At 60.6% G+C, this 22,536-nt stretch carries 20 protein-coding genes; 9 read left to right on the plus strand and 11 right to left on the minus strand.

What is annotated here, in order from left to right:
* Window positions 1–347: 347 nt before the first annotated feature.
* From eglC to ACPYOI_RS22115, 3 genes are all read right to left on the minus strand, one after another.
* The gene (gene eglC / locus ACPYOI_RS22105; protein WP_481414495.1) at window positions 348–1,781 is read right to left on the minus strand and encodes an endo-1,3-1,4-beta-glycanase EglC; all 1,434 of its coding nucleotides are present in this window, start codon (window positions 1,779–1,781) and stop codon (window positions 348–350) included.
* Between the two features lie 196 nt (window positions 1,782–1,977).
* Window positions 1,978–3,288: an HlyD family type I secretion periplasmic adaptor subunit gene (locus ACPYOI_RS22110; RefSeq protein ID WP_481414496.1), complete on the minus strand. Its 1,311-nt coding sequence runs from the start codon at window positions 3,286–3,288 to the stop codon at window positions 1,978–1,980.
* On the minus strand, window positions 3,278–5,029 hold the full coding sequence (locus ACPYOI_RS22115) for a type I secretion system permease/ATPase (RefSeq protein ID WP_481414497.1): 1,752 nt from the start codon (window positions 5,027–5,029) through the stop codon (window positions 3,278–3,280). Before ACPYOI_RS22115 ends, ACPYOI_RS22110 begins: the two co-directional genes overlap by 11 nt.
* Window positions 5,030–5,430: 401 nt before the next feature.
* On the opposite strand from ACPYOI_RS22115, the gene ACPYOI_RS22120 reads away from it, so the two are divergent.
* From ACPYOI_RS22120 to ACPYOI_RS22130, 3 genes are all read left to right on the plus strand, one after another.
* A complete protein-coding gene (locus ACPYOI_RS22120; RefSeq protein WP_481414498.1) occupies window positions 5,431–5,706 on the plus strand; it encodes a hypothetical protein in 276 nt (91 codons plus the stop codon).
* A gap of 154 nt (window positions 5,707–5,860) precedes the next feature.
* The gene (locus ACPYOI_RS22125; protein ID WP_481414499.1) at window positions 5,861–7,849 is read left to right on the plus strand and encodes a PhoX family protein; all 1,989 of its coding nucleotides are present in this window, start codon (window positions 5,861–5,863) and stop codon (window positions 7,847–7,849) included.
* A gap of 201 nt (window positions 7,850–8,050) precedes the next feature.
* On the plus strand, window positions 8,051–8,269 hold the full coding sequence (locus ACPYOI_RS22130; protein ID WP_481414500.1) for a hypothetical protein: 219 nt from the start codon (window positions 8,051–8,053) through the stop codon (window positions 8,267–8,269).
* Window positions 8,270–8,325: 56 nt separating this feature from the next.
* Here ACPYOI_RS22130 and ACPYOI_RS22135 read toward each other — a convergent pair whose 3' ends face one another.
* Entirely contained in the window at window positions 8,326–8,526 is a 201-nt protein-coding gene (locus ACPYOI_RS22135; protein ID WP_481414501.1) for a hypothetical protein, read from the minus strand.
* A 38-nt stretch (window positions 8,527–8,564) separates the two neighbouring features.
* Window positions 8,565–9,455: a LysR family transcriptional regulator gene (locus tag ACPYOI_RS22140; RefSeq protein WP_481414502.1), complete on the minus strand. Its 891-nt coding sequence runs from the start codon at window positions 9,453–9,455 to the stop codon at window positions 8,565–8,567.
* Window positions 9,456–9,733: 278 nt separating this feature from the next.
* On the opposite strand from ACPYOI_RS22140, the gene ACPYOI_RS22145 reads away from it, so the two are divergent.
* Complete coding sequence (locus ACPYOI_RS22145; RefSeq protein ID WP_481414503.1) at window positions 9,734–10,765, plus strand: aldo/keto reductase; 1,032 nt, start codon at window positions 9,734–9,736, stop codon at window positions 10,763–10,765.
* A 14-nt stretch (window positions 10,766–10,779) separates the two neighbouring features.
* On the opposite strand, the gene ACPYOI_RS22150 is transcribed toward ACPYOI_RS22145, so the two are convergent.
* From ACPYOI_RS22150 to ACPYOI_RS22175, 6 genes are all read right to left on the minus strand, one after another.
* Complete coding sequence (locus ACPYOI_RS22150) at window positions 10,780–11,850, minus strand: ABC transporter ATP-binding protein (protein WP_481414504.1); 1,071 nt, start codon at window positions 11,848–11,850, stop codon at window positions 10,780–10,782.
* Window positions 11,847–12,674, minus strand: coding sequence for a carbohydrate ABC transporter permease (locus ACPYOI_RS22155; RefSeq protein WP_481414505.1), 828 nt, complete (start codon window positions 12,672–12,674; stop codon window positions 11,847–11,849). The genes ACPYOI_RS22150 and ACPYOI_RS22155 overlap by 4 nt, the downstream gene beginning before the upstream one ends.
* Window positions 12,671–13,573 carry a carbohydrate ABC transporter permease gene (locus ACPYOI_RS22160; protein WP_481414506.1) on the minus strand — a complete coding sequence of 301 codons (903 nt, stop codon included), beginning with the start codon at window positions 13,571–13,573 and terminating at the stop codon, window positions 12,671–12,673. Before ACPYOI_RS22160 ends, ACPYOI_RS22155 begins: the two co-directional genes overlap by 4 nt.
* Before the next feature lie 259 nt (window positions 13,574–13,832).
* Window positions 13,833–15,065 carry an ABC transporter substrate-binding protein gene (locus ACPYOI_RS22165; protein WP_481414507.1) on the minus strand — a complete coding sequence of 411 codons (1,233 nt, stop codon included), beginning with the start codon at window positions 15,063–15,065 and terminating at the stop codon, window positions 13,833–13,835.
* A 64-nt stretch (window positions 15,066–15,129) separates the two neighbouring features.
* The gene (locus tag ACPYOI_RS22170) at window positions 15,130–16,032 is read right to left on the minus strand and encodes a sugar phosphate isomerase/epimerase family protein (RefSeq protein WP_481414508.1); all 903 of its coding nucleotides are present in this window, start codon (window positions 16,030–16,032) and stop codon (window positions 15,130–15,132) included.
* A gap of 11 nt (window positions 16,033–16,043) precedes the next feature.
* Window positions 16,044–17,078, minus strand: a complete 1,035-nt coding sequence (locus ACPYOI_RS22175; RefSeq protein ID WP_481414509.1) for a Gfo/Idh/MocA family protein — start codon at window positions 17,076–17,078, stop codon at window positions 16,044–16,046.
* A gap of 263 nt (window positions 17,079–17,341) precedes the next feature.
* On the opposite strand from ACPYOI_RS22175, the gene ACPYOI_RS22180 reads away from it, so the two are divergent.
* The 5 genes from ACPYOI_RS22180 to ACPYOI_RS22200 all read left to right on the plus strand — a co-directional run bounded on the left by ACPYOI_RS22180 (window position 17,342) and on the right by ACPYOI_RS22200 (window position 22,530).
* Window positions 17,342–18,472, plus strand: a complete 1,131-nt coding sequence (locus ACPYOI_RS22180; protein WP_481414510.1) for an ABC transporter ATP-binding protein — start codon at window positions 17,342–17,344, stop codon at window positions 18,470–18,472.
* Between the two features lie 32 nt (window positions 18,473–18,504).
* Window positions 18,505–19,638, plus strand: a complete 1,134-nt coding sequence (locus ACPYOI_RS22185; RefSeq protein ID WP_481423367.1) for an ABC transporter substrate-binding protein — start codon at window positions 18,505–18,507, stop codon at window positions 19,636–19,638.
* A gap of 178 nt (window positions 19,639–19,816) precedes the next feature.
* Complete coding sequence (locus ACPYOI_RS22190) at window positions 19,817–20,641, plus strand: ABC transporter permease (RefSeq protein ID WP_481423368.1); 825 nt, start codon at window positions 19,817–19,819, stop codon at window positions 20,639–20,641.
* A 35-nt stretch (window positions 20,642–20,676) separates the two neighbouring features.
* Entirely contained in the window at window positions 20,677–21,480 is an 804-nt protein-coding gene (locus tag ACPYOI_RS22195; protein ID WP_481414628.1) for an ABC transporter permease, read from the plus strand.
* Between the two features lie 9 nt (window positions 21,481–21,489).
* Window positions 21,490–22,530: a LacI family DNA-binding transcriptional regulator gene (locus ACPYOI_RS22200; protein ID WP_481414513.1), complete on the plus strand. Its 1,041-nt coding sequence runs from the start codon at window positions 21,490–21,492 to the stop codon at window positions 22,528–22,530.
* Window positions 22,531–22,536 lie beyond the last annotated feature (6 nt).

Genomic DNA, 22,536 nt, shown 5'->3' on the forward strand with positions numbered 1-22,536 from the left:
GTCCTTGAGCAGTGCCTGCCAATCGACGGCGTTCAGTTCGTAGGCATCGACGACTAACGCATTGGCGGGGTTGTTCCAGGGCGATCCATCGTCCGCCAGCAGGATCCCTGCTCCCATGATGAAAGCAAGTAGAGAAAGGCACGACAGAACCGATGCTCGAAGCCCAACCATCGATCCAAAGTAAGACGCCCTCGGTTTATAACATCTTAATAGTCGAATATTCTTAATCGCCCCGCTTGGTCACCTGGTTGAACCCATGAGCGCCGCTATGGCGCCCAGGGACATATTCTGATTGCAAGCGGCCCTGAGTTTGCCGGCCGCTTGCGCCCGCCTCACGTCTCTCTTGCTTATATGTGCCAGTCGGTCCCCCCAGATTGGCTGCTGATCGCCGTCGGTGTGTGATCGAGCGAATAGGCATGAATGTAGTCTATCTTCATCTCTGCCCCGTCGCTAAACCCGGCGCCCGGCGCTCCTGCCGCCCCGCCCACTGCCAGGTTTGCAAGCATGTACATCGGCTTGTGCATGTCATCAGGGGTGTCGGCGTGCGCGACGGCGACATCGTCGAAGTACCAGACAATCTGATCCTGATCCCACAGGACACCGTATTTGTGGAAGCCGTCGGTGCTCGCAACCTTGACAGGCATCGATTCCATCGTGTGCGTGCCGGTCTCGTTGCTGTGAACCGTCACGTTGACGGTGTTCGGGTCCTGCCCGCGCATCTCGACGACGTCCAGTTCCGGCGGCCACGAACCATCTTCGGGCAGAAGCCAGAACGCCGGCCAGGCACCCTGCTCGGTCGGCATGTCAGCGCGCATTTCGAAGTAGCCGTAGGTCTGAGAGAAAGAAGAATGCGTGTTGATGAGGCCGGACGTATAGTCATAGCCGTTGATCTGCGATTGGATCGCATCGGACGCCGGAGCCGCCTTTATGGTCAGCACGCCGTCCTTCACGGAAAACGGGTTAACGGACGACGTGGGAGCATAGGAGGGGTTGACGTACCACTGGAGTTCGCTGTTGCCGTGCAGCGAACTGCCTTTGTCCGGTGCCCACCAGAACTTGGCGTCCCAAACGCCTTGGTCGCCGTTACGCAGCGACAGGCTGTTGAACTCGTCAGCAAAAGTCTGCGTAAGGGCGGATCGGTCAAGCGTCAGCTGAAATTGATCGGCATGAAGGTCGGCGACCGTCTTGTTGGCAAAGACGAGACTCTCTCCGCCACCGAGATCCAGCCGCAGATTGGAGCCTTCCTGCGTCGTGTGGTTCAGGACCTGATCGAAGGTCGAAAGCCCATAGCTGTTCAATCGGACAGTGTCATCGCTGCCGAAATCGACGATCAAATCACTGCCGTTTCCGCGCGTGAATATGAAGGTGTCGGCACCGCCGCCGCCCTTGAGGACATCGTTTCCCGCGCCGCCGTCTATCGTCTGGCTGCCGGAGGCGCCGGAAATGATATTGTCCGCCCCATTGCCGAAGGCGAAGCGGCCATCACCGGTCACGGTCAGATTCTCGACGTTCTCCGGAAGGGTATAGCTCATCCAGGTGCTGACTGTATCGACGCCAGCGTCTGGAGACTCTATCGCGCGATTGATGCTCGAATACAGATAATAAATGTCATCGCCGGTTCCGCCGTGCATGGTGACGTTTACGGAACTGTCTCCCCAGATCGAGTCGTTGCCGACCGTACCATACAGGTCTGGCCCCGAGCCCGTGGCCGAGTACCAGTGGGTCGATGCACCGCTGTAAAAGAGAGTTTTGCCAACGGCGTTCGTAACCGAGCTTGCCATATAAATCTCCTGGATTTCTGACTGCAATCAATTGACTACGTTTCTAAGAAGTTTGGGTACCTTTCGTTTCGTTTCTCGTTTCAATGTTCGCGGAAAGTCCGCACTAAACCTAACGAATTAGCCTGCCCGGCGGTCGCCTATCTGCCATTTCGGGCTAGAGTGGCCACCTATTGTGGCGATTCTCTGCCAAGCCAGTTCACTCCTCCCGGAAAGCTCGCGCCACCTGATCGGTCAAGGGTTTGGTCAGATAGGCGAGAGCGGTGCGAGCTCCGGTCTGGACGAAAGCTTCCACCGGCATGCCAGGGAGAGGAACCAGATCGGCCAGTCGCTTCCATTCATTTTCAGGAACCGAAATACGGACGACGTAGTAGGCGGCGCCTGTCTGCTTGTCGGTGGTCACGTCGGCCGCAACCTGCTCCACTACTCCATTGATCTCGGGCGTGCTTCTTTGGTTGAAAGCAGAAAATCGCAGGATGACTTGCTGGCCGACCGAAACCTGATCGATGTCTTGAGGTGAGACGCGAACTTGAGGCGTCAGCATATCGCGAGCGGGCACGATCTGCAGGATAGCCTCGCCGGGCGCGACCACGGCGCCCGTCGCGTGCACCGCCAGTTCATGCACGACGCCTGCCTGAGGCGCTCGGATATCAACGCGCTGCACCTCGTCCTTGGCAGCGGCGAGTCGTTCGGCGAATTCACTGATGTCGCTCTGCGTCTTGCGTAACTGCTCCGATACTTCGCTTCGCTGGTCATCGTCGATCTGGATGATCTGCAATTCCGTTTCGGCCACTTTTCCATTCGTTTCCGCAAGACTTGCGACAAGGCTGCCGAGCTCACCGGTCAAGCGCGCGGACTCGCGCTGGAGCTCATAAAGCCGATTGATCTCCACCATGCCCCGAGCCAACAGACGGTTGACGCTCTCGAGTTCCTTGTCGATCAGCGCCATCTCCGCCTTTTTCCCGGTCTGCTGCGCCGTTAACCCGTCCGCCTCCTGCCGCAACTGCTTGATTCGCTCGCGCAACTGGGCCTTTCTGCTTGTGCGGGATGTCCGGCGATCCTCGAACAAGCGCCGTTCGCCTGCGATGGTGTCACTCGCCGCAGCGTCGACACTTCCCTGTAACAGGTTAGCCGGGAATTTGATCTCGTCGTCACCATCCTGCTCGGCACGCAGTCTGGCGGCCGTGGCAGACAGTTCGATCAAGCGCTGGGAGATGATGGCAAGGTTCGAGCGCAATTGCGTATCGTCCAGATGGACGAGTATCTGTCCGGCATCGACGCGGCTGCCGTTCTTTACAAAGATTTTTCCGACAGTCCCGCCTTTTTGATGCTGAACGGGCTTCACATAGCTATCGACAACAAGCGTGCCGGTCGCGATGACCGCGCCAGAAAGATAGGTCGTGGCGCCGAGGCCGCCGACCACGCCGACGAGCAGCAGGACCATCGCCAGTGCGATCGTCGTCAGTCGCTTGATCGCTGCCTCGGATGCAGGCGCCGGGTTAACGCTCAATCTCGCCTCCCGCTGCAATGACTGTCAGAGTGCTGTTTCGCGGAGCTGCCGGAATCGTACCTTTTCTAAGCACATCATCTTTTGGTCCGAAGGCCTGCAACTGTCCGTTTGCGAGCACGAGAACGAGATCGACGGCAGCCAGGGCGCTCGGCCGGTGTGCGATGACAACGGCAATGCCTTTGCGGGCGCGAACACCTGCAATCGCTTGCGTAAGAGCGGCCTCGCCGTCGCTATCGAGGTTCGAGTTCGGTTCATCAAGAACGACCAGGAAAGGATCGCCGTAAAGGGCGCGCGCCAGGCCGATACGCTGACGCTGACCGGCCGAGAGCATCGAACCGCTCTCACCGATCGACGTGTCGAATCCGTCAGGAAATTGCACGATCATCTCGTAAACCCCTGCTGCCTTTGCAGCAGCGATGATCTTTTCAGATGGCGCGTTGCCGTCGAAACGGGCGATGTTGTCGGCAATGGTGCCGTCGAAAAGCGACACTTCCTGGGGCAGATAGCCGATCGACTGACCGAGCGATGATGGATTCCACTGATCAAGTGATGCCCTATCGAGGCACACCGCGCCTCCTGCGGGTTGCCACACGCTGACAAGCGCGCGGGCAAGCGACGACTTCCCCGACGCACTCGGCCCAATAATGCCAACGGCATCTCCGGCCTGCGCCTTGAACGAGACGCCGCGAAGAACCATCGTCCGTGTACCGGGGATGGCAAGATGGAGCCCTTCAACGACTAGGTTCGCCGTGGGTGGGGGCAAGTCGATCTGCCGGTCAGTGGCCGGCATCAGGTCGAGAAGCTTCGTTAGCCGGCTCCAGCTTTGCCGGGCAGCGACAAAACCCTTCCACTGTCCGATTGCAAGTTCCACGGGGGCTAGCGCCCTGCTCAAAAGGATGGAACTTGCGATCATGATGCCGGGCGTTGCCTCCTGCCTGACGACCAGGATAGCACCGACTGCCAAGACGCCGGATTGCAACATCATGCGTAGAATTTTCGAGGTGGTCGCGAGGCTGCTGGTGACGTTTGTCGCCGAAATGTGGTTCGCAAGATATCGATTGTTGACGTCAGTCCATCTGGTGGCCAGGAGCGGCCCAAAACCCATCGACAGCGCGGCCTCCGAGTTTCGGCGCGTCGCCTCTGCAAGGTTCAGCCGGCGCGCCGCCAGTTCCGAGGCAATCCTTGCGGGGCTGCGGGATTTGACCTCGGCGAGAACCGTGAGGCCAACCAGCATGACAGCGCCGGCAAGCGCGGTCACGCCGATCCAGAAATGAAAGAGGAAGCACAGACCGATGTAGAAAAACATCCACGGCATGTCGAACAATGCTGTCGGCCCAGGTCCGGAGAGAAAGCCACGAACCGTATCCAGATCCCGGATCGATTGCAGGCCGTCGCCCGGCATTCGCATGCGGGAAGGCAACAGGATCAAGGAGTTATAAACGTCGTCTCCCAAACGCTCATCGACCGCCGTGCCGACGCGCACTAGGAGCATCGACCGGATGAGATCGAGCAGCCCCTGAAAGACGAAGAGCGTGGCGGCAATAAGCGCGAGCCCGGCGAGTGTGGGCAGGCTTCGGCTTGGAATCACCCGGTCATAGACCTGCAGCATAAAGAGCGAGCCGGTCAGGGCCAGTATGTTAACGACGCAACTCGTTGCTCCTACACCCAGGAAAACGCGCTTGAGGGAGAATAGCATGGCCACAAGGAAGGCCTGCGGTGGGCTGGGTCTCGCATCGGGCATGCATACTCCGCAACTAAGCAGCTGCCACGAAGCAGAAGCTTCGCACCGGCTACTCGACATTTCCTCCCGTCACCATTGTTAGCACCGGATGTGGCGAGCATGCGACCGCCGAAAAGTTTTCCTGTGATCTGCATTAAGGATTGCCTTCCTTCGTGCGTTGCGCACCGCCGGCTGTTCAACAACGGGACCCCGCGTTCTGCGGGCTTCATGGCGAGCGGGCCGACCTATGGCATCCGGCAGGTAACTTTTTGTTAACCATATGGACCTACCGATAGGAGGCTGCTTTTCCGCGATAACAAAAGCAGCACGCCCGGTGCGAGCGTCGCGTTTACGACTAGGAACGCAGCTCACCGCCGCACCCATGTCACCCTTGGGATGGATGTCTCTTCAAGGAGGTTGCGATGCCGCTTGTCGCTTTGCTCGATACATTTAACATGATCGGTCACGATGCTATAATCGTCATGAAAGGCGACCGCACGCATCAAGCCGTATGCGTGACGGAAGATGCACTCGCTGGTGTTCAGGCTGTGCCAGACGCGCGGCGGCTACCGCAGAATCTCGATGTGTTCGAGCACATTGCCAGTCGAAAATTCGAGCATGGCGAAATCGCATTCGACGGCCGCATCTGGATCACGGCAAAGGATGTGCACAACTGGCACAACGAGACGCTGCATTAGACTCCTGCCCCGCGTTGATGCATGCCGTAGTCGCCTGGGGGACCAAAATCCGGGCTGTATCGAGGGGCAAATTTGTCTCATTGCCGTAATGTGACACCCCTACGTTTAGAAAGGCTCCGGGGTAGGGGCCGTTCTCAACTTTGGAGGCAGTACGATGAACGAGCATCTTTCTCAAAAGATATTCCCCACGACTCAGCTCGAAGACGCGGATGGCGAAGGCCACAATTCCAGCACCAACCCAACGATGGGTGAGATCATCAGCAAGCGCTTTTCGCGCCGTAACTTCCTCCAGGGTTCGCTTGCCGTCGCCGCGATTACCGCAACCGTCAGCCCCGTTGCGTTGATGACGGCGGAAAAGGCGCGTGCTGCCGGAAAATCGGCTTTCTCCTTCACCGAGGTCGAAGCCGGCGTCGACGCGGACCATCATGTCGCCGAAGGCTATAACGCCGATATCCTGCTGCGATGGGGCGATGCGCTTTTCCCCGATTCCCCGGCATTCGATCCCAAGAAACAGACGGCCGAGGCACAAAGCCGCCAGTTCGGCTACAACAACGACTATGTGGGCTATATCCCACTCGAAGGCTCTTCCGAACACGGATTGCTGGTGGTCAATCACGAATATACCAACCCGCACCTGATGTTTCCGGGTCTCGTCTCGATCGTTGACGGCAAGATCAAGCAGGCGCCGCTGAGCAAGGAGCAGGTCGACATCGAAATGGCCGCGCACGGCGGCACGATCGTCGAGATCCGCAAGACCGACGGCAAGTGGCAGGTCGTTCCCGAAGGCAAGTACAACCGCCGCATTACCACCATGACCGAAATGCAGCTGACCGGTCCGGCGGCAGGCAGCGAGCGTCTGAAGACCTCCGCCGATGGGACGGGCACGAAGGTGATCGGTACCATGAACAACTGTGCCGGCGGCGTGACCCCCTGGGGCACCTACATCATGGCGGAGGAGAATTTCCACGGTTATTTCTCGGGCGATCTGCCGGAGGGCCACAAGGAAGCCGCCAACTACAAGCGCTACGGCGTTCCGGAAGGCGCTTACGAGTGGGCGAATTTCTACGATCGCTTCGACCTTGCCAAGGAGCCTAACGAGCCCAATCGATTTGGCTGGATCGTGGAGGTCGACGCCATGGACCCGACCTCGACACCGAAAAAGCGTACGGCGCTCGGCCGCACCAAGCACGAGGGCGCTGCCTCGATCGTTTCCAAGAACGGCCGCGTCGTCTTCTATCTCGGCGACGACGAGCGTTTTGACTATGTCTACAAGTTCGTGACCGACGCGCCCTTTAACGCAAGCGAGCGCGCGGCCAACATGGACTTGCTCGACGAGGGAACCCTCTATGTCGCCAAATTTGCCGAGGACGGCTCGCTGCAATGGCTGCCGCTGACCTTCGGCCAAGGACCGCTGTCGTCCGAGAACGGCTTTGCCAGCCAGGCAGATGTGCTCATCGAGACGCGCCGTGCCGCCGATCTGCTCGGCGCGACGAAGATGGACCGGCCGGAGGACGTCGAGCCGAACCCGGTCAACGGCAAGGTCTACCTCATGCTGACCAACAACACGAACCGCAAAGCCGAGCAGGTCGATGCCGCCAACCCGCGCGCCAAGAACGCGTTTGGCCATATCATCGAGATCAGCGAGGACGACGGCGAATTCGCTGCAACCTCCGGCAAGTGGGAAGTGCTGTTGAAATGCGGCGATCCCGCCGTCGCCGATGTAGGTGCATCCTTCTCGACGGACACGACCAAGAACGGCTGGTTCGGCATGCCCGACAACTGTTCCATCGATTCCGCCGGCCGCCTCTGGGTGGCGACGGACGGCAACAACAACAAGGCGACCGGACGGACGGATGGCTTGTGGGCCGTCGACACGGAAGGCGAGGCGCGCGCGACCTCCAAGCTCTTCTACCGTGTCCCAGTGGGCGCAGAGCTTTGCGGTCCGCTGCTGATTCCGGGTGACGAAACAGCCTTCGTCGCCGTGCAGCATCCGGGTGATGGCGGCGACGACTGGAGCGGTCACGGCCGCCCATCCTACTACGAGGATCTCTCCACGCGCTGGCCCGACTTCAAGGATGACATGCCGGTTCGTCCGGCGGTCGTCGCCATCACCAAGATCGGCGGCGGCAAGATTGCCGTCTGAGCGGCGGGTTCTATAGCGGCGCTAAGCCACAGAGAATGCGGCTGGGACAAGCACATCGTCCCAGCCGTTGCATTTTTTCGTCGGAGAGATCAGCCGCCCTCACTGCCTTGGCGGAGCGTGCCATCTTTTCGCCGCCGCCAGTACATTAGTTTGTAATAAAATAGGGCTACATATCCCTCCCATAATGAGGAGGGAGAACCTATGCGCGAGATGACGTTGCCGGAGGTGCTAAGCGATCCGCTGATCCGCCAGCTTATGCGGGCCGACAAGGTATCGCTTCAAGCTTTTAAGACTCTGCTTCGAGAAGCGGCTGCACGCGTTGAAGAGCAGGCTGACGCGAAGGAGGCGGCTGCGCATCAGCATGCAAGCAATCGCGCTTCGCCGAAAATCAATCCCATCCTGCAAGAGGAAGCAGTCTAGTCCACGGCCTCAAGCCGCTTGGCAATTCGTCTGGAATGAGGCGGCCGCCGCCCTCGTCACTGCCGGCCGAGTTTGCGGCTGACGAAGACCATTACGCCGCCAATCCCCAGCACGATCAGACCCCATAGGACCCAAACGCTCTGATTGATCATGAAACTGGACGAGGGATACGGGAATAGTCCGCTCCCCTGGCCTATCCAGATCAATCCGAGCAACATCAAAATCGTCCCGAGGACGTAGCCAACTTTCCGCCTCATTTGCGTTCCTCCTCCCGTAAGGCAACGAGGACTTCGATCTAGGCCTCGATGCCAACGGCGCTCTTTCCGATAATTTCCCCAAAGCGTTTCGACACTGGATCGTCAGATGCCGCAGACGACGCCAACACGACTTCCCAGCATGCATCGGCCTCCTTCAGACGGCAGACGCTCAGGATCGACTCCCGGCTTTCGGCCACCGATTCCGGCACGAGCGCGATACCCAATCCATGCCCGACGAGTTCTAATAACGTGCTGAGATCGCTTACCTCGAATGCGATCTTACGATCACTATTGGCCGTCAGAAACAGTTCGTCAATCAGCTTGCGCGTACCCAAATCCTGCTCGAAATCGACGAAGGGATAGGCGGCAATCTCTTCGATCGAAGCAATGTCGGCTGTCGCAAGCGGATGGGTTCGGCTGCAGACCACAACCAGTTCTTCGCAGGCGATCATCGTCGTCGAAATGTCGGCCGGCGGTTCGAAGACCGGCAGAAACGCCAGATCGAGCTTGCCGTTGCGTACCTTCTCGAGAAGGTGGGCCGCACCGCCTTGTATGAGGCGGACCTCGATATGAGGGTGACGCTCATGAAAACGCGCAAGCAATAGCGGCAGGTCGAGAAATGCCGGCAGGCCCTGAACAGTTCCGACATTCAGCTTCCCTGATTTCGCCTCAGTCACTGCGCTCACTGCGTCGCGCGCGTCTTTCGCTGCGGCCAGAACGATCTCCGCCTTTTCGAGCAGAGCCCGACCGGCGGCTGTCAGCCGGACTTTTCGCGTGGAGCGCACGAAGAGCTTGGCATTGAGCTCGAATTCGAGCGCCCGAATAGAACTCGATAGCGCGGACTGGACGATGTTCAAACGCTGCGCGGCCCGCGTAAAATGTTCAGCTTTTGCCGCAGCGACGAAATATTGGAGCTGGCGTAGTTCCATACGCGCCTCATTATGCATCAAAATCGATCAATCTTATCTAAATCTTCCGTTTGAAAGATGGAAGCAGCTGACGCATTCTTTCGTCAACGCCTCATCAGAGCACGTCCTGCTCAGGTAATCCCACCGTATGCTTCGTCAGCAGATCCTAACGAGGATCCTTTCGTTGAACGGCTCGGGTGAAACGGCAGAATCGGCGGAACTCGCCGGTGGGCTGGGTGCTGGAGGCTTCGAGATCGCAGCTGCAGTTGATGACGCGGCTGTTTCAATGGAGGTAAAGAATGGACTATCGCAAACTCGGCCCGAGCGGCACGATCGTGACCGCATACTGTCTCGGTACGATGACTTTCGGTGCAGAGGCGGACGAAGCCGCTTCCCACCGGCTGCTTGATGACTATTTCGCCTGGGGCGGCAATTTCATCGACACGGCCGACGTCTACAGCGCCGGCGTTTCCGAAGAGATCACCGGCCGCTGGCTGAAAGCCCGTCCCACCGAAGCCAAGCAGGCTGTGATCGCCACCAAGGGTCGCTTCCCCATGGGCGACGGGCCGAACGACATTGGCCTCTCTCGCCGCCACCTTCACGACGCGCTGAACGCGTCGCTCAAACGCCTCGGCGTCGATTACATCGATCTCTATCAGATGCATGCCTGGGATGCGCTGACACCGATCGAGGAGACGCTGCGCTTCCTCGACGACGCCGTTTCGGCGGGCAAGATCGGCTATTACGGCTTCTCGAACTATGTCGGCTGGCATATCGCCAAGGCCTCCGAGATCGCCAAGGCGCAGGGCTATACGCGTCCGGTGACGCTACAGCCGCAGTACAATCTGCTCATGCGCGACATCGAGCTCGAGATCGTCGCGGCCTGCCAGGACGCGGGCATGGGCCTGCTTCCCTGGTCGCCGCTCGGCGGCGGCTGGCTGACGGGCAAGTACAAGCGCGACCAGGCGCCGACGGGCGCTACCCGCCTCGGCGAAAACCCAAAGCGGGGTGGCGAAGCCTATGAGGCCCGCAATGCGCAGGACCGCACCTGGGCGATCATCGGTGCTGTCGAGGAAATCGCCAGGGCACGCGGCGTCAGTATGGCCCAAGTGGCGCTTGCCTGGGTCGCCGCCCGTCCCGCCGTCACCTCCGTCATCCTCGGCGCCCGCACGCCGGAACAGCTTTCGGACAACCTCGGTGCTGCCAAGCTGACGCTGTCGGATGAGGAGATGCAGAAGCTCACCGATGTCAGCGCGCCGACGCCCGGCCAGTACCCTTACGGCCAGCATGGTATCAACCAGCGCCACCGTAAGATCGAGGGCGGCCGCTAAGCGATAAAGCGGCGTCAGATCCTGGCGCCGCTTGTCTTATCGAAAAGATGCAGATGGCTCGGATCGACGGCGACCCCGATCGTATCGCCACCACGAACCAAGCCGCGGCCTGTCTCGACAATCGTAAGCTCCGGCGTGGTTGCGGCTGTGACGAAGGTCGACGAGCCGGTCGATTCCACAAAGGCGACCGGTACGTCGAACGTCCCCTGCCCCTGGCCTGATATCCCGAGATGTTCAGGGCGAAGACCGGCCGTGACCTTGCGACCCGGCTGCAACTGGTGGCCGGTTGCGATCGTCTGCTTTACCGGCCCGAGATCGAGCGCCAGGCTTCTGCCGTCCTCACCGACGATGGCCGGAATGAAGTTCATGGCGGGCGAGCCGATGAAACCGGCAACAAACTTGTTGGCCGGGCGGTCATAAAGGTCGAGCGGTTTGCCCTGCTGCTCGATAACACCGTCTCGCATCACGACGACGTGGTCGGCCATGGTCATGGCTTCGATCTGGTCGTGCGTGACGTAGACCGAGGTCGCATGCAGCCGGTCGTGCAGGGCGCGGATTTCCTTACGCATATGGACGCGCAGCGCCGCATCAAGGTTCGACAGCGGTTCATCGAACAAAAATGCCTTCGGATGACGGATGATCGCGCGGCTCATGGCGACACGCTGCCGCTGCCCGCCGGAAAGCTCGCGCGGATAACGCTTCAGGAGGTGCGATAGACCGGTGGTGGCGGCAACTTCCTCCGCTGCCTTTTTGGCGTCAGCCTTCGCCACGCCTCGGATCCGCAGGCTGTAGGTCAGGTTCTTCTCCACCGTCATGTGCGGATAGAGCGCATAGGACTGGAAGACCATGGCGACGTCGCGCTTGCGTGGCGGCACGTTGGTCATCAGCTCACCGGCTATCTTCAGCTCGCCTTCGGAAATCCTCTCAAGCCCTGCAAGCGAGCGAAGGAGCGTGGACTTGCCGCAGCCGGACGGACCGACCAGAGCGACGAACGTGCCCTTTGGAATCGACAGGTTGATGTTTTTCAGGGCATGAAATGCGCCATAGTGCTTGTTGACGCCGCTGAGCTCGATCTGAGGGGTCATTTGAGGGCTCCCGAGGTAAGGCCGGATACGATGCGGCGCTGCAAGAGAACGAAGATGGCAAGGATCGGCGTTACATACATCGTGGCGTAGGCCATGATGTTGTTCCACTCGTTGGTGTTCGGTCCCATGAAGGAGTTGAGACCGACACTCGCCGGCTGAAGCTCGGCCGCTTGGATCATCGACTTGGAATAGACGAACTCGCCGAAGGCCTGCATGAAGATCAGGATGGCGCTGACGAGGATGCCGTTGCGGGCAAGCGGCAGCACGATGTTGAAGAAGGCGCCGACGCGGCTGTTGCCATCGACGAGAGCCGCCTCCTCGAGCTCCTGCGGCACCGCCATGAAGGTTGCCCGGACGAGGACGACGAAGAAGGGCATGCTCTTTGCAGCAATCGCGATCACCACGGCAAGGCGCGGATAGTTCAGCATGCCGAGTTGCGAGAAGCCGACGAAGATCGGCGTCACCATCAGCGAGGCAGGCAGCACCTGCAACATCAGGATCAGGAAGAGGCCGATATCCACCCAGACATTGCGATAGCGCGCCAGGACGTAGGCACAACCGACCCCAAGCACCGTGATCAGCGTCACCGCGCCGAGGGCGATCACCAGCGAGTTCCAGAGATAGCGGCCCATCTGGCGGCTTTCCCAGACATAGCCATAGGTGCCCCATTGCGGCGAGGACGGCCAGAAGCTCGGCGGCGTCGCGAACATCTCCGAGCCGCTCTTCAGCGTCGTGATGTACATCCAATAGAGCGGGAATAGATAGATCGCCGCCATGATGACGGCGGCCGCGAGCATCAGGCGGTTGCGTGCGGTCTCGCTCATCCGCGCACCTCATGGCGTGTCGAGCGGACATAGACGATCGAGGCGAACATGACGAAGACGATCATGATCACGGAGATCGTTGCTCCCTTGGCGAAGTCATACTGGCGGAAGGAAAGATCCCAAGCCCAGTATTGGGTAACGTTGGACGAATTGTTCGGCCCGCCGGAGGTAATGGCGGCAAAAAGGTCGAACTGCTGCAGCGTGAAGATCAGGCCGAGGGCAATGATAGCGCCGATCGTCGAGCGCATCATCGGAAGGGTGATCGTCCAGAAGCGCTGCCAGGCATTGGCACCGTCGAGTTCGGCCGCCTCGTAGAGATCGCCCGGAATGCCGGACAGGCCGACGGAGAGCAGGATCATGTTAAAGGCGGTTCCGAGCCAGATATTGGCGATGATGACGGCGTAGAGCGAATAATGCGGGTCCGAGCGCCAGAAGATATTGCCCGAGATGATGCCGCTTTCCTTCAGGATGAAGTTGAGGACACCGAAGTCACCGGAAAGGATCCAGTTCCAGATGGCGCCGACGACCAGGCCGGGCATGACCCAGGAGACGAGGAAGAGGCCGCGCAGCCATGAGGCGCCGGGGAAATTGACCCAGAAGAATAATGCCAGGCCGAAACCGATCAGGAACTGCCCGGCGATCGAGCCCACGACAAAGATCAGCGTATTGTAGAGGATCGGCAGTGTTTCGGGCTGTGCGAAGAGTTCCACATAATTCCTGAAGCCGACGAAGGGGCGCGAGAAGGTCCCGAGGCTGAACATGTCGACCTCCTGGAAGCTCATCACGACGTTGTAGATGAGCGGCAGGCCTGCCATCAGGAACAGAAAACCGAGCGGAAGGGCGACGAGCACAATATCGAAACCGCGGCCATCCCTAACGCTGGAAAGGATCCTTCTCATGGGTCCTCCGATGCTCCGAACGGAGCCGCCTTGCGCTTGCGCGGAAGACAGCCCCTGCCGGGAGGAAGTGATTGGATGGCGCTGAGGCCAGCCGGTGAAACTCTCCTTCTCCCCGGCGGGGAGAAGATGCCCGTCAGGGCAGATAAGGGTGAGCGACAAAGGAGCGAACGGTCGAACGACAGCGAGATCGAACCGGCCGTGGCCCGTCATCCGGCCCTCCGGGCCACCTTCTCCCCGAGGGGAGAAGGGAAAGCCATCGTCAGCCCAAGACAGCCTTGATCTTGTCGGCCGCCTGGTCGAGGGCATCCTTGGCACTCATCTGGCCGGTGAGAGCCGCCTGGATGGCGTCCTGGATCGCCTTGGAGATCTTCGGCCATTGCGGATGCGGACCACGGGGCTGGGCATACTTCATTTGCTCGAGGAAGACCTTGAGCGCTGCATCCTTGAGCGGCTGGCCGGTTTCCGGAATGGTCAGGTCCGAACGCGCCGGAAGCTGGCCGAAATCCTTGAACATGCGGTCGTCCTGCGAGACGAAATATTCGAGAACCTTGAATGCTTCCTCCGGATGCTGCGTATTGGCGAAAATCGCCCAGTTGAAGTCACCCATGGCCGACGAGCGCTTTGCGCCCTCCTCCGGAACAGGCAGGAGAGCAACGCCCCAGTCGAACTTCGCTTCCTTCAGCATGCGGTCGAGCTCCCAGGGACCCGAGATCGCCATGGCCGCATTGCCGGAGTTGAAGGTTCCCGTCGAATCCCACTGGCTGCGTGTCAGCGTATCCGGCGACGCAAGCTTCTCATCGATGATCTGCTTCCACGCCTCCAGCGCCTTGACCGCGCCGTCGGTATTGATGCTGTCGTAGCTGGCGCCGGCCATCTGCGCCCAGGGAAGAAACTGGAACGTGCCTTCTTCATTGGCCTTGGCGGAGAAGGTGATGCCGTAGACGTTCTTTGAAGGGTCGGTGAGTTTCTTCGCGTCCTCGACAAGCTCGGCCCAGGTCTGCGGCGGCTTGTTCGGGTCGAGCCCGGCGGCCTTGAACATATCCTTGTTGTAGTAGAGGGCGATCGTGTTGGTGGCCTTCGGAATGCCGTAGTATTTGCCGTCCCACATCACGGATTTCAGCGGTCCCGGGAAGTAGTTCTCTGGTTTTACGACCGTCGACTTCGAGATCATGTCGGTGAGATCGAGAAAAGCGCCGCGCGAAGAAAACAGCGCGTGCTCGGGATTGTCGACCGCGATGATATCCGGCGCCTGCCCCGTGGAATAGGCACGCATTGCTTCGCTGACAACATCGTCGAACTGGATCTGGCGATATTCGACCTTGATGCCATTGTTCAGCTTGTTGAAATCTTTGACGAGGTTAGGAGCCGGCTGGATGTCGCGGTCGAGCGACCAGACGGTGATGGTAACGTCGTCAGCCTTGGCGGAAAGGCCGAAGAGCGAGACGCCGGCGAGCGCCAGAGCGCCAAGAACTGCGAATTTGCGGATAGCCATAGTTCTCCTCCTTTGTGGTTATCCTCCAGTGTCCGGCAGTTCCTCCTCGCCGGACACATTCCTATCAAGCGGCGTCAGCGACGAAGTCGCCGCCCCGGGCATGCTTCAGATAATTCAGTGCATGAACCTGGCCGGTCATCTCCAGCTCGTTGCGATAGACCGGGTCGTGCCACCCCTCGATGTCGATCGAGCCCGACCAGCCGGCGAGACGCAGCTCGGAAATGATGTCCGTCCAGTTGCTGTCGCCGAAGCCCGGCGTACGCATCAATACGAATTTCTCCTTGCCGAAGATGCCGTGTTCCTTGATGACATCCCAACGGATCGTCGCGTCCTTGCCGTGGACGTGGAAGATCTTCTTGGCCCATTTGCGGATCTGCCGCAGCGGCTCGATCAGATAGACCATCTGATGGCAGGGCTCCCATTCGAGGCCGATATTGTCGTCCGGCGTCTCGTTGAAGATCAGCTCCCAGGCGTCCGGATTATGGGCGATGTTCCAGTCGCCTGTCGCCCAGTTGCCGTCCATGGCGCAGTTCTCGAAAGCGATCTTGATGCCCTTGTCGGCGGCGCGCTTGGCCAGCTCGCTCCAGATCTCCTTGTAGCGCGGCAGGCTGTCGGTCAGCGGCTTGCCGCGAACGCGGCCGGTAAAGCCGGCTACGCAGGTGGCGCCGAAGTGATGCGCGTTGTCGATGCAGTCCTTCCAGCCCTGCAGTGTCTGCAGGTCGATGTCGGTTTCTTCCAGCGGATTGCCGAACATGCCGAGGGTCGAGATCGTGATGTCGCGGTCACCGATCGCATCCACGCAGCGCTTGCCGAGCTCGGCGAGATCCTGCCCGTTGGTCGTCTGCCAGAAAAAAGGTTCGAAGCTCTCAAAACCCAGATCGGCGATCTGGGCGATGCGCTTGTCGGCGCCGCCCTTCGAGGCGCTCACCATGGTTCCGATACGAATGGATTTTGCAGGGTTGCTCACGTCATCTATCCTTATGCTGAAATTTCAATGCGCTTTCCGGTCTTTGCGCTCTCGATCGCGCCGAAGACCATGGCAAGGCTTCTGATGTTGTCGCTGCTGACCGTCTCCGGCCGCTTGCCGGTACGAATGGCGTCGACGAAGCTCGCGATCACGCTGGTGTGGCCGTGCGTCTCTTCGTCATGCTCGGGGCCGGGAACGTTTACCGGCGCAAAGCCGTGCAGGAGGCCGGGCTCGCCTCCGGAGACGGCCGCGCTGAAATTGTCAGCACCATCCCACGTGAGCATGCCCTTGGAGCCCACGAGCCGCCATTCACTCTCCCAGCTCGTGCGCTTGCCTTCGGCGCACCAGGAGCCGCGATAGGTGAAGACCACGTCGTCGGAGAATTCGAAGGTGGCGTTGGCGGAAGCGCCGTGACGGTACCAGGAGCCCTCAGGGTTCTTCTCGACGCAATAGACGGCGAGCGGCTTCTTGCCGGCAACATAGCGTGCGGCATCGAAGGTATGGATCGCCATGTCGAGCAGAAGGACATTGTCCATCTCCTCGCGGAAGCCGCCGAAATGCGGGGCGATGAAGAAGTCGCAATGGATGCCAGTCAGATCGCCGATCGCACCGCTTTCAACAAGGCGGCGCATGCGCCGGACACCCGAGATGAAGCGCCGGTTTTGAATGATCGCGTGTATCTTGCCCGTTTCGGCCGCAAGATCAATCAGTGCAGCACCTTCCGCGAGCGACGTCGCCATTGGCTTTTCGCTGAGCACATGGCAACCGGCCTTGAGTGCTGTGGAAACCACATCGAAACGGGCAGCCGGGACCACGACGTCGAACACGACATCCGTCTTCGTCTTGGCAAGGACCTCCGAAAGGTCTGTGCTGATGACAGCGGCGCTCAAACCGAACTCCGCAGCGAGCGCTTCGGCGACGGCGGGGTTCAAATCGACGAGGCCGACCACCTCGATCGCTTCGGCCAGCGCCGGCGTTTCGTTGATCGCGCGCAGCCAACCCTTGGACATAGCTCCGCACCCGCACAAAACGGCATTCAATTTCACGATTTCCTCCCGCGGCGCGTTCTCTAGAAACCTCCGAAAACGCGCTCCGTAAACGTTTACGATCCTAAGCGGAAACATTTCCTGCTGTCAAGGGAGGCAAAAAATAGAAGAATTGCTGCGGAAAACACCAGCGAAAGCGTGCCCTTAAGGCGGTTTGCGCCGCAGTGCAGCACAAAAAAATTGTCCCTGTCATCTGGCTGTTAAACAAACATTCTACTAAGCTCCCGATCGGATTGCACAGCCGTGCAATGGGAGGAGACATGATGAGCCAGGACGCGTTTCTGGAACTGAATTCTGTTGCCTGCAGATACGGCAGCACCAAGGTTCTGAACGATATCAACCTCAGCATTGAGCGCGGCGAATTCGTCGCGCTGCTCGGCTCGTCAGGCTGCGGCAAGACGACCCTGCTCAGGGTTCTCGCAGGGTTCATCGCCCCCTCCTCCGGCAAGGTCTCCGTGCGCCACCGCGACGTGACCCATCTGCCGCCCGACAAGCGTGGCATGGCGCTGGTCTTCCAGTCCTACGCGCTTTGGCCGCACATGACGGTGGCGCAGAACATTGGCTACGGCTTGAAGCTCAAGGGCGTCGCAAAGGCGGAAATCGCGAGCCGTGTCGCCGCCATGCAGACCCTTCTTGGCCTCGACGGGCTTGGAGCGCGCAAACCGGCAGCGCTCTCCGGCGGCCAACGCCAGCGCGTCGCCCTCGGGCGCGCGCTAGCGGTCGATCCCGAAATCCTGCTCCTCGACGAGCCGCTTTCCAACCTTGATGCCCGCATCCGCCTGACTGTGCGCCACGAGCTGCGGGCGCTGCAGCGGCGCCTCGGCATCACTGCGATCCATGTAACGCACGACCGCGAGGAAGCCATGGTGATGGCCGACCGCATCGTCATCTTGAATGCCGGGCAGATCGCCCAGCAGGGAACGCCGGAAGAGGTCTATAACCACCCCGCATCCGCCTTCGTTGCAGCCTTCATGGGCGCGGAGAACGTGCTTTCACTGCAAGGCGCGCCGCAGGGCGAAAGCTTTGCGATCTCCGCAGGGCCGGCCAATGCGGCAGGCAGCGTGCCGCTATCCGGCCGAGGGCTGCGCGCCGGCGCCGTCGAGGCGCGCTTCCGGCCGGAAGCCGCCCAGTTGTTGCCGCCCGACATGCCGGTCGCCGTGCCCGGCATGACCTTCGAAGGCGAGGTTGCGGCCGTCAGCTACCCCGGCGGCCACTGGCGCCATTCAGTGAAGCTCGGCGAACGCGAGATCATGGCCGATGCATCGCGCGCCTTCGAGCCGGGCAGCCGCGTCAAGGTGCATGTCGGCGCCGACGCACTCTTCCTCTTCAATTCGCCGGAGTCCAACCCGGCCATTTCCGTTTCCCGGTCCGCGGCCGGGAAAGCGCACGCATGACTTTATCCCTTTGAACCCATGGAGACGTACTCATGAAGAGACTGACCTATGCAGCTTTCGCCGTCGCCCTCGCCGCCCTGCCCGTCAAGGCCGAGGACCTGACCGTCGCAACCGCCGGCGACCAGAACATGGTCGACTACATCAACCAGTATCTCGGGCCGCTCTTTGAAAAGGCCTACCCGGGCAATACCGTCCGCGCCGTCGGCACCGGCCCCGGCGACGCCGGCTCGCAGAAGATCCTCGAGCGCTTCGACGCCCAGCAGGCTGCCAACAGCAGCGCTTGGGACATCGACGTCGCCGTCGTCCACGAGAAGTTTGCCGGCCCGATGGTCCAGAAGGGCTATCTCGAAAAGTACCGCGGCTCGATCGACACCGGCAAGCTCGTCTCGCGCGACAATGCCAAGAACGCACTCGGCTCCGACGTCGACGGCTACGTCATGCCGATGTTCAACAGCCAGACGGCAATCGCCTATAACCCGACGCTCGTTCCGAACCCGCCGAAGAGCTATACCGAGCTTGCCGCATGGGCCAAGGAACATCCGAAGCAGTTCGGCTACAACGGCATCAAGGGCGGCGCTTCCGGCGTCAGCTTCGTCATGGGCTGGATCTACGCCTTCGGCGGCGGCGATGCCAACAACCTGATGACCGGTCCGTTCAAACAGGACGAAACCACCAAGTGGGGCGACGCCTTCAAGAGCCTCGCCGACTTCACCAAGAACGCGACGCTGACCCCCGGCAACGCCGGCACGCTGGATCTGCTCTCCCGCGGCGAAATCGCCATGGGCCCGGTCTGGGTCGACATGTTCTACTCCTGGCAGGCCAACGGCCAGCTTCCGCCGGACCTGAAGCTCATCCTGCGGGCTCCGGGCATGCCGGGCCAGCCGATGCACTACGTCGTTCCGGCAAAGGCGTCGCACAAGGATCTCGCCGAGAAGTTCATCGCGCTCGCTACCAGCCCTGAAGTTCAGGCTGACGGCATCGTGAAGAAGTTCAACTGGTATCCGGGCATCGACGCCCAGTACGTCAAGCCGAAGCTGGACGATGCGACCTGGAACAAGCTGTTCGTCGACATCACGCCGGATGACCTTGCCACCAAGGGCAAGCCCTTCCCGATCGCCCAGTACAACAACGCGATCCTCGAAGCCTACGAACAGTCGGTCAAGTAACGAAAACTGTCTTCTCCCCAGCGGGGAGAAGATGTCCGAAGGACAGATGAGGGGGTGAGCGACGAAGGAGCGAACGGCCGGCGCAGGCAGGCCGCTTCCCAACCGAACCGCCCCCTCATCCAGCCCTCCGGGCCACCTTCTCCCGAGGGGAGAAGGGAACAAGAAACGAGGTCGAACGATGTCCAGACGCCTCCTCGGTCTCCTGCTCGTGCTGCCGGCACTTGCGGTGATCGCCTTCCTCTTCATCTTGCCGCTGGTCATGTCGGCGGTCGGCGCTTTCCGCGTGGAAGACGGAGGCTTCGGCTGGGACAATTTTTACAAGACCTTCGATCTCTACATGAAAGACATCGTCTTTTCGGTGGTGATCATCACCATCTCGGCCATCCTCATCGGCCTCGCCTCAGTCGCGATCGGCGGCTATCTCACCCTCGGCGAACATCCGGCCGCTGTCGCAATACTGCGCTGGCTCTATCGCTGGCCGATGTTCATTCCTTTCATCGTCGTCGGTCAGATCCTGCGCACCTTCCTTGCCAAGAGCGGGCTAATGAACAGCACGCTGATCAGCCTCGGCCTTCTGACGCCGATCGACGCACAGAGCTATCTCGACTGGCGCGGCATCATCATTGCCTTCGTCTGGAAGCAGACACCCTTCGTCGCCCTGCTCGTTGCCGGCGCCATGGCGTCGGTCAACCGCGACACGATCGAAGCCGCCCGCAATCTCGGCGCCTCGCGGCTGCGCATCCTTTTCGAGATCCTCGTCCCGCAGGTTTCGGTGACGCTGACCGTCGGCCTCATTCTTTCTTTTGTGACCATGATGTCGGTTCTTTCCGTGCCACTGATGATCAATGCACAATCGCCGACCATGCTGACGGCCGACATAGCCTTCCGAGTGAACGCCTATGGCGACTATGGCGTCGCCAACGCGCTCGGACTTGTATCGCTGGTGCTCGCCTCGTCGGTCGCCTGGATCTATCTGCGCCAGAGCCTGAAGGAGCGCGCATGACCACCGCCACGCTTTCCGCTTCGCAATCGCGTCCCATGGCTGCGCTCTGGTGGATCCCTCGCGCCATCGTCTTCGGGCTGCTCGCCTTTTTCATCTTCGGCCCGCTGGCGAACCTCCTGCTCTGGACGGTGGCGGAGAAGTGGTACTTTCCGCACAGCCTGCCGCTGCAATACGGCTTCAGCAGCTGGGCTAAGGTCTTTGCGCCCCGTGGCGGCGCGCTGGAGTCGCTCAGCAATTCGCTGATTGTCGCCGTGCTGACCGTCGTCCTGTCACTGCTTCTGGCGATCCCGGCCGGCTATGCGCTGGCGCGGCTGAAGCTACCCTTCCGCGCGCTGATCCTGCTTGCTTTCCTCATACCCCAGGCCTTTCCGAACCTGACGGTCTATGTGAACGTCGCGCGTATCTTCTACGAGATCCGGCTGAACGGCACGATCCTCGGCGTCGTGCTGGTGCATGCGTCTCATGGACTGGTCTATGCGGTGTGGATTGCGACTGCGGCCTTTTCGGCAATCGACGAGGAACTGGAGCAGGCAGCGCGCTCCACCGGCGCCGGTGCTTTCCGCGCCTTTATGGACATCACCCTTCCCCTTGCCGCGCCAGGGCTGATGGCGAGCGCCATCTTCGTCTTCCTCGAAAGCCTCGACGAATTCACCGGCAGCTACTTCGTCGGAGCACCGGATGTGAACATGCTGCCGCTATTGCTCTATACTGCAGGCGCCGGTGGTAATTATCAGATCGCCTCGATCACGGCCCTCTTGCTGCTCATTCCGTCCTTGGCTTTTATGCTGATCGTTGAGAGATTCCTGAAGGCAGACGTCCTGTCCCGTGTGGGGCACTGAGAGATTGCCATGAACGACGGCCCGACGAACGACGCAAAGAGCCAGCGCAAAGAGCGGATGCGCTTTGTGAGTGCCGAGCAGGTTGCGCAACTCGCGGGCGTTTCGCGCTCCGCGGTGTCGCGCACTTTTACGCCGGGCGCCAGCGTCGCGCCCGCGACCCGCGAAAGGGTGCTGAAAGCCGCCCAAGAGCTCGGCTATCACGTCAACGACCTCGCGCGCGGCGTGCTCGCCAACCAGAGCCGGCTTGTCGGCATCGTAGCGACGAAGCCGGAAGTGGGCTTTCGCGCCCATCTGGCAGCAGCGCTCGCCAAGTTCCTGATCCAGCGCGGCAGCATTCCGATCCTCATCAACACCGGTCAAACCGAAGAGGAACTGCTCGCGGCCCAAAAGATGCTGATCGGCCACCGGGCCGAAGCGACGATCATTCTTTCCGGCTCGCCACCCGCCAACTTCGTGGAGCTCGCGCACCGCAACGGCCAGCCGCTGGTGGTGATCGGCCGCACGGAGCCGGATGCAGACCATGTCAGGGCGGGGAACTCCGAAGCTTCCCGCAAGGCGGCGAAGGCATTTTTCGACCAGGGCCGCCGGCGGCTTGCTGTCGCCGCTTCCGATTCGGCGACGTCCAGCATCGCAGAGCGCGAAACCGCCTTCAAGGCGGCAGCCGAGGCCCTCGGGGCGACCGTCTCGATCGGCCGCGGCAAGGATTCCGATTATGACAGCGGCATTGCCGCTGCAAAGCAGCTGTTCTCCGAGGCTGAACGGCCGGACGCGGTTTATTGTGCGAATGACCAGATCGCCTTCGGGCTCATGGACTATGTCCGCACGACGCTCGGGCTGCGCATCCCCGAAGACGTTGCCGTCATCGGCTTCGACGACGTGCCGGAGGCAGCCTGGCTGAGCTACCGGCTCACGACGTTCCGGCAGGACCCTGTCGTGATGGCGCGCCGCGCCGTCGAGCTGGTGGAAAAGCGCCTTGCCAACCCCGACCTGCCCCCCGCCTATGAACGAGTCATCCCAGAGCTGATCGTCCGGGACAGCTTCGTACCCTGACCCAGA

Source organism: Rhizobium sp. SVR5-2C (genome assembly GCF_056755115.1).

Bases quoted from the DNA above. Each gene is read 5' to 3' on its own strand.
- ACPYOI_RS22140 (WP_481414502.1), bottom strand. From the start codon at position 9,455: ATGGAACTACGCCAGCTCCAATATTTCGTCGCTGCGGCAAAAGCTGAA.
- ACPYOI_RS22165 (WP_481414507.1), bottom strand. From the start codon at position 15,065: ATGGCTATCCGCAAATTCGCAGTTCTTGGCGCTCTGGCGCTCGCCGGC.
- ACPYOI_RS22130 (WP_481414500.1), top strand. From the start codon at position 8,051: ATGCGCGAGATGACGTTGCCGGAGGTGCTAAGCGATCCGCTGATCCGC.
- ACPYOI_RS22150 (WP_481414504.1), bottom strand. From the start codon at position 11,850: ATGACCCCTCAGATCGAGCTCAGCGGCGTCAACAAGCACTATGGCGCA.
- ACPYOI_RS22135 (WP_481414501.1), bottom strand. From the start codon at position 8,526: ATGAGGCGGAAAGTTGGCTACGTCCTCGGGACGATTTTGATGTTGCTC.
- ACPYOI_RS22190 (WP_481423368.1), top strand. From the start codon at position 19,817: ATGTCCAGACGCCTCCTCGGTCTCCTGCTCGTGCTGCCGGCACTTGCG.
- ACPYOI_RS22125 (WP_481414499.1), top strand. From the start codon at position 5,861: ATGAACGAGCATCTTTCTCAAAAGATATTCCCCACGACTCAGCTCGAA.
- ACPYOI_RS22185 (WP_481423367.1), top strand. From the start codon at position 18,505: ATGAAGAGACTGACCTATGCAGCTTTCGCCGTCGCCCTCGCCGCCCTG.
- ACPYOI_RS22200 (WP_481414513.1), top strand. From the start codon at position 21,490: ATGAACGACGGCCCGACGAACGACGCAAAGAGCCAGCGCAAAGAGCGG.
- eglC (WP_481414495.1), bottom strand. From the start codon at position 1,781: ATGGCAAGCTCGGTTACGAACGCCGTTGGCAAAACTCTCTTTTACAGC.
- ACPYOI_RS22195 (WP_481414628.1), top strand. From the start codon at position 20,677: ATGGCTGCGCTCTGGTGGATCCCTCGCGCCATCGTCTTCGGGCTGCTC.
- ACPYOI_RS22180 (WP_481414510.1), top strand. From the start codon at position 17,342: ATGAGCCAGGACGCGTTTCTGGAACTGAATTCTGTTGCCTGCAGATAC.
- ACPYOI_RS22115 (WP_481414497.1), bottom strand. From the start codon at position 5,029: ATGCCCGATGCGAGACCCAGCCCACCGCAGGCCTTCCTTGTGGCCATG.
- ACPYOI_RS22160 (WP_481414506.1), bottom strand. From the start codon at position 13,573: ATGAGAAGGATCCTTTCCAGCGTTAGGGATGGCCGCGGTTTCGATATT.
- ACPYOI_RS22120 (WP_481414498.1), top strand. From the start codon at position 5,431: ATGCCGCTTGTCGCTTTGCTCGATACATTTAACATGATCGGTCACGAT.
- ACPYOI_RS22145 (WP_481414503.1), top strand. From the start codon at position 9,734: ATGGACTATCGCAAACTCGGCCCGAGCGGCACGATCGTGACCGCATAC.
- ACPYOI_RS22155 (WP_481414505.1), bottom strand. From the start codon at position 12,674: ATGAGCGAGACCGCACGCAACCGCCTGATGCTCGCGGCCGCCGTCATC.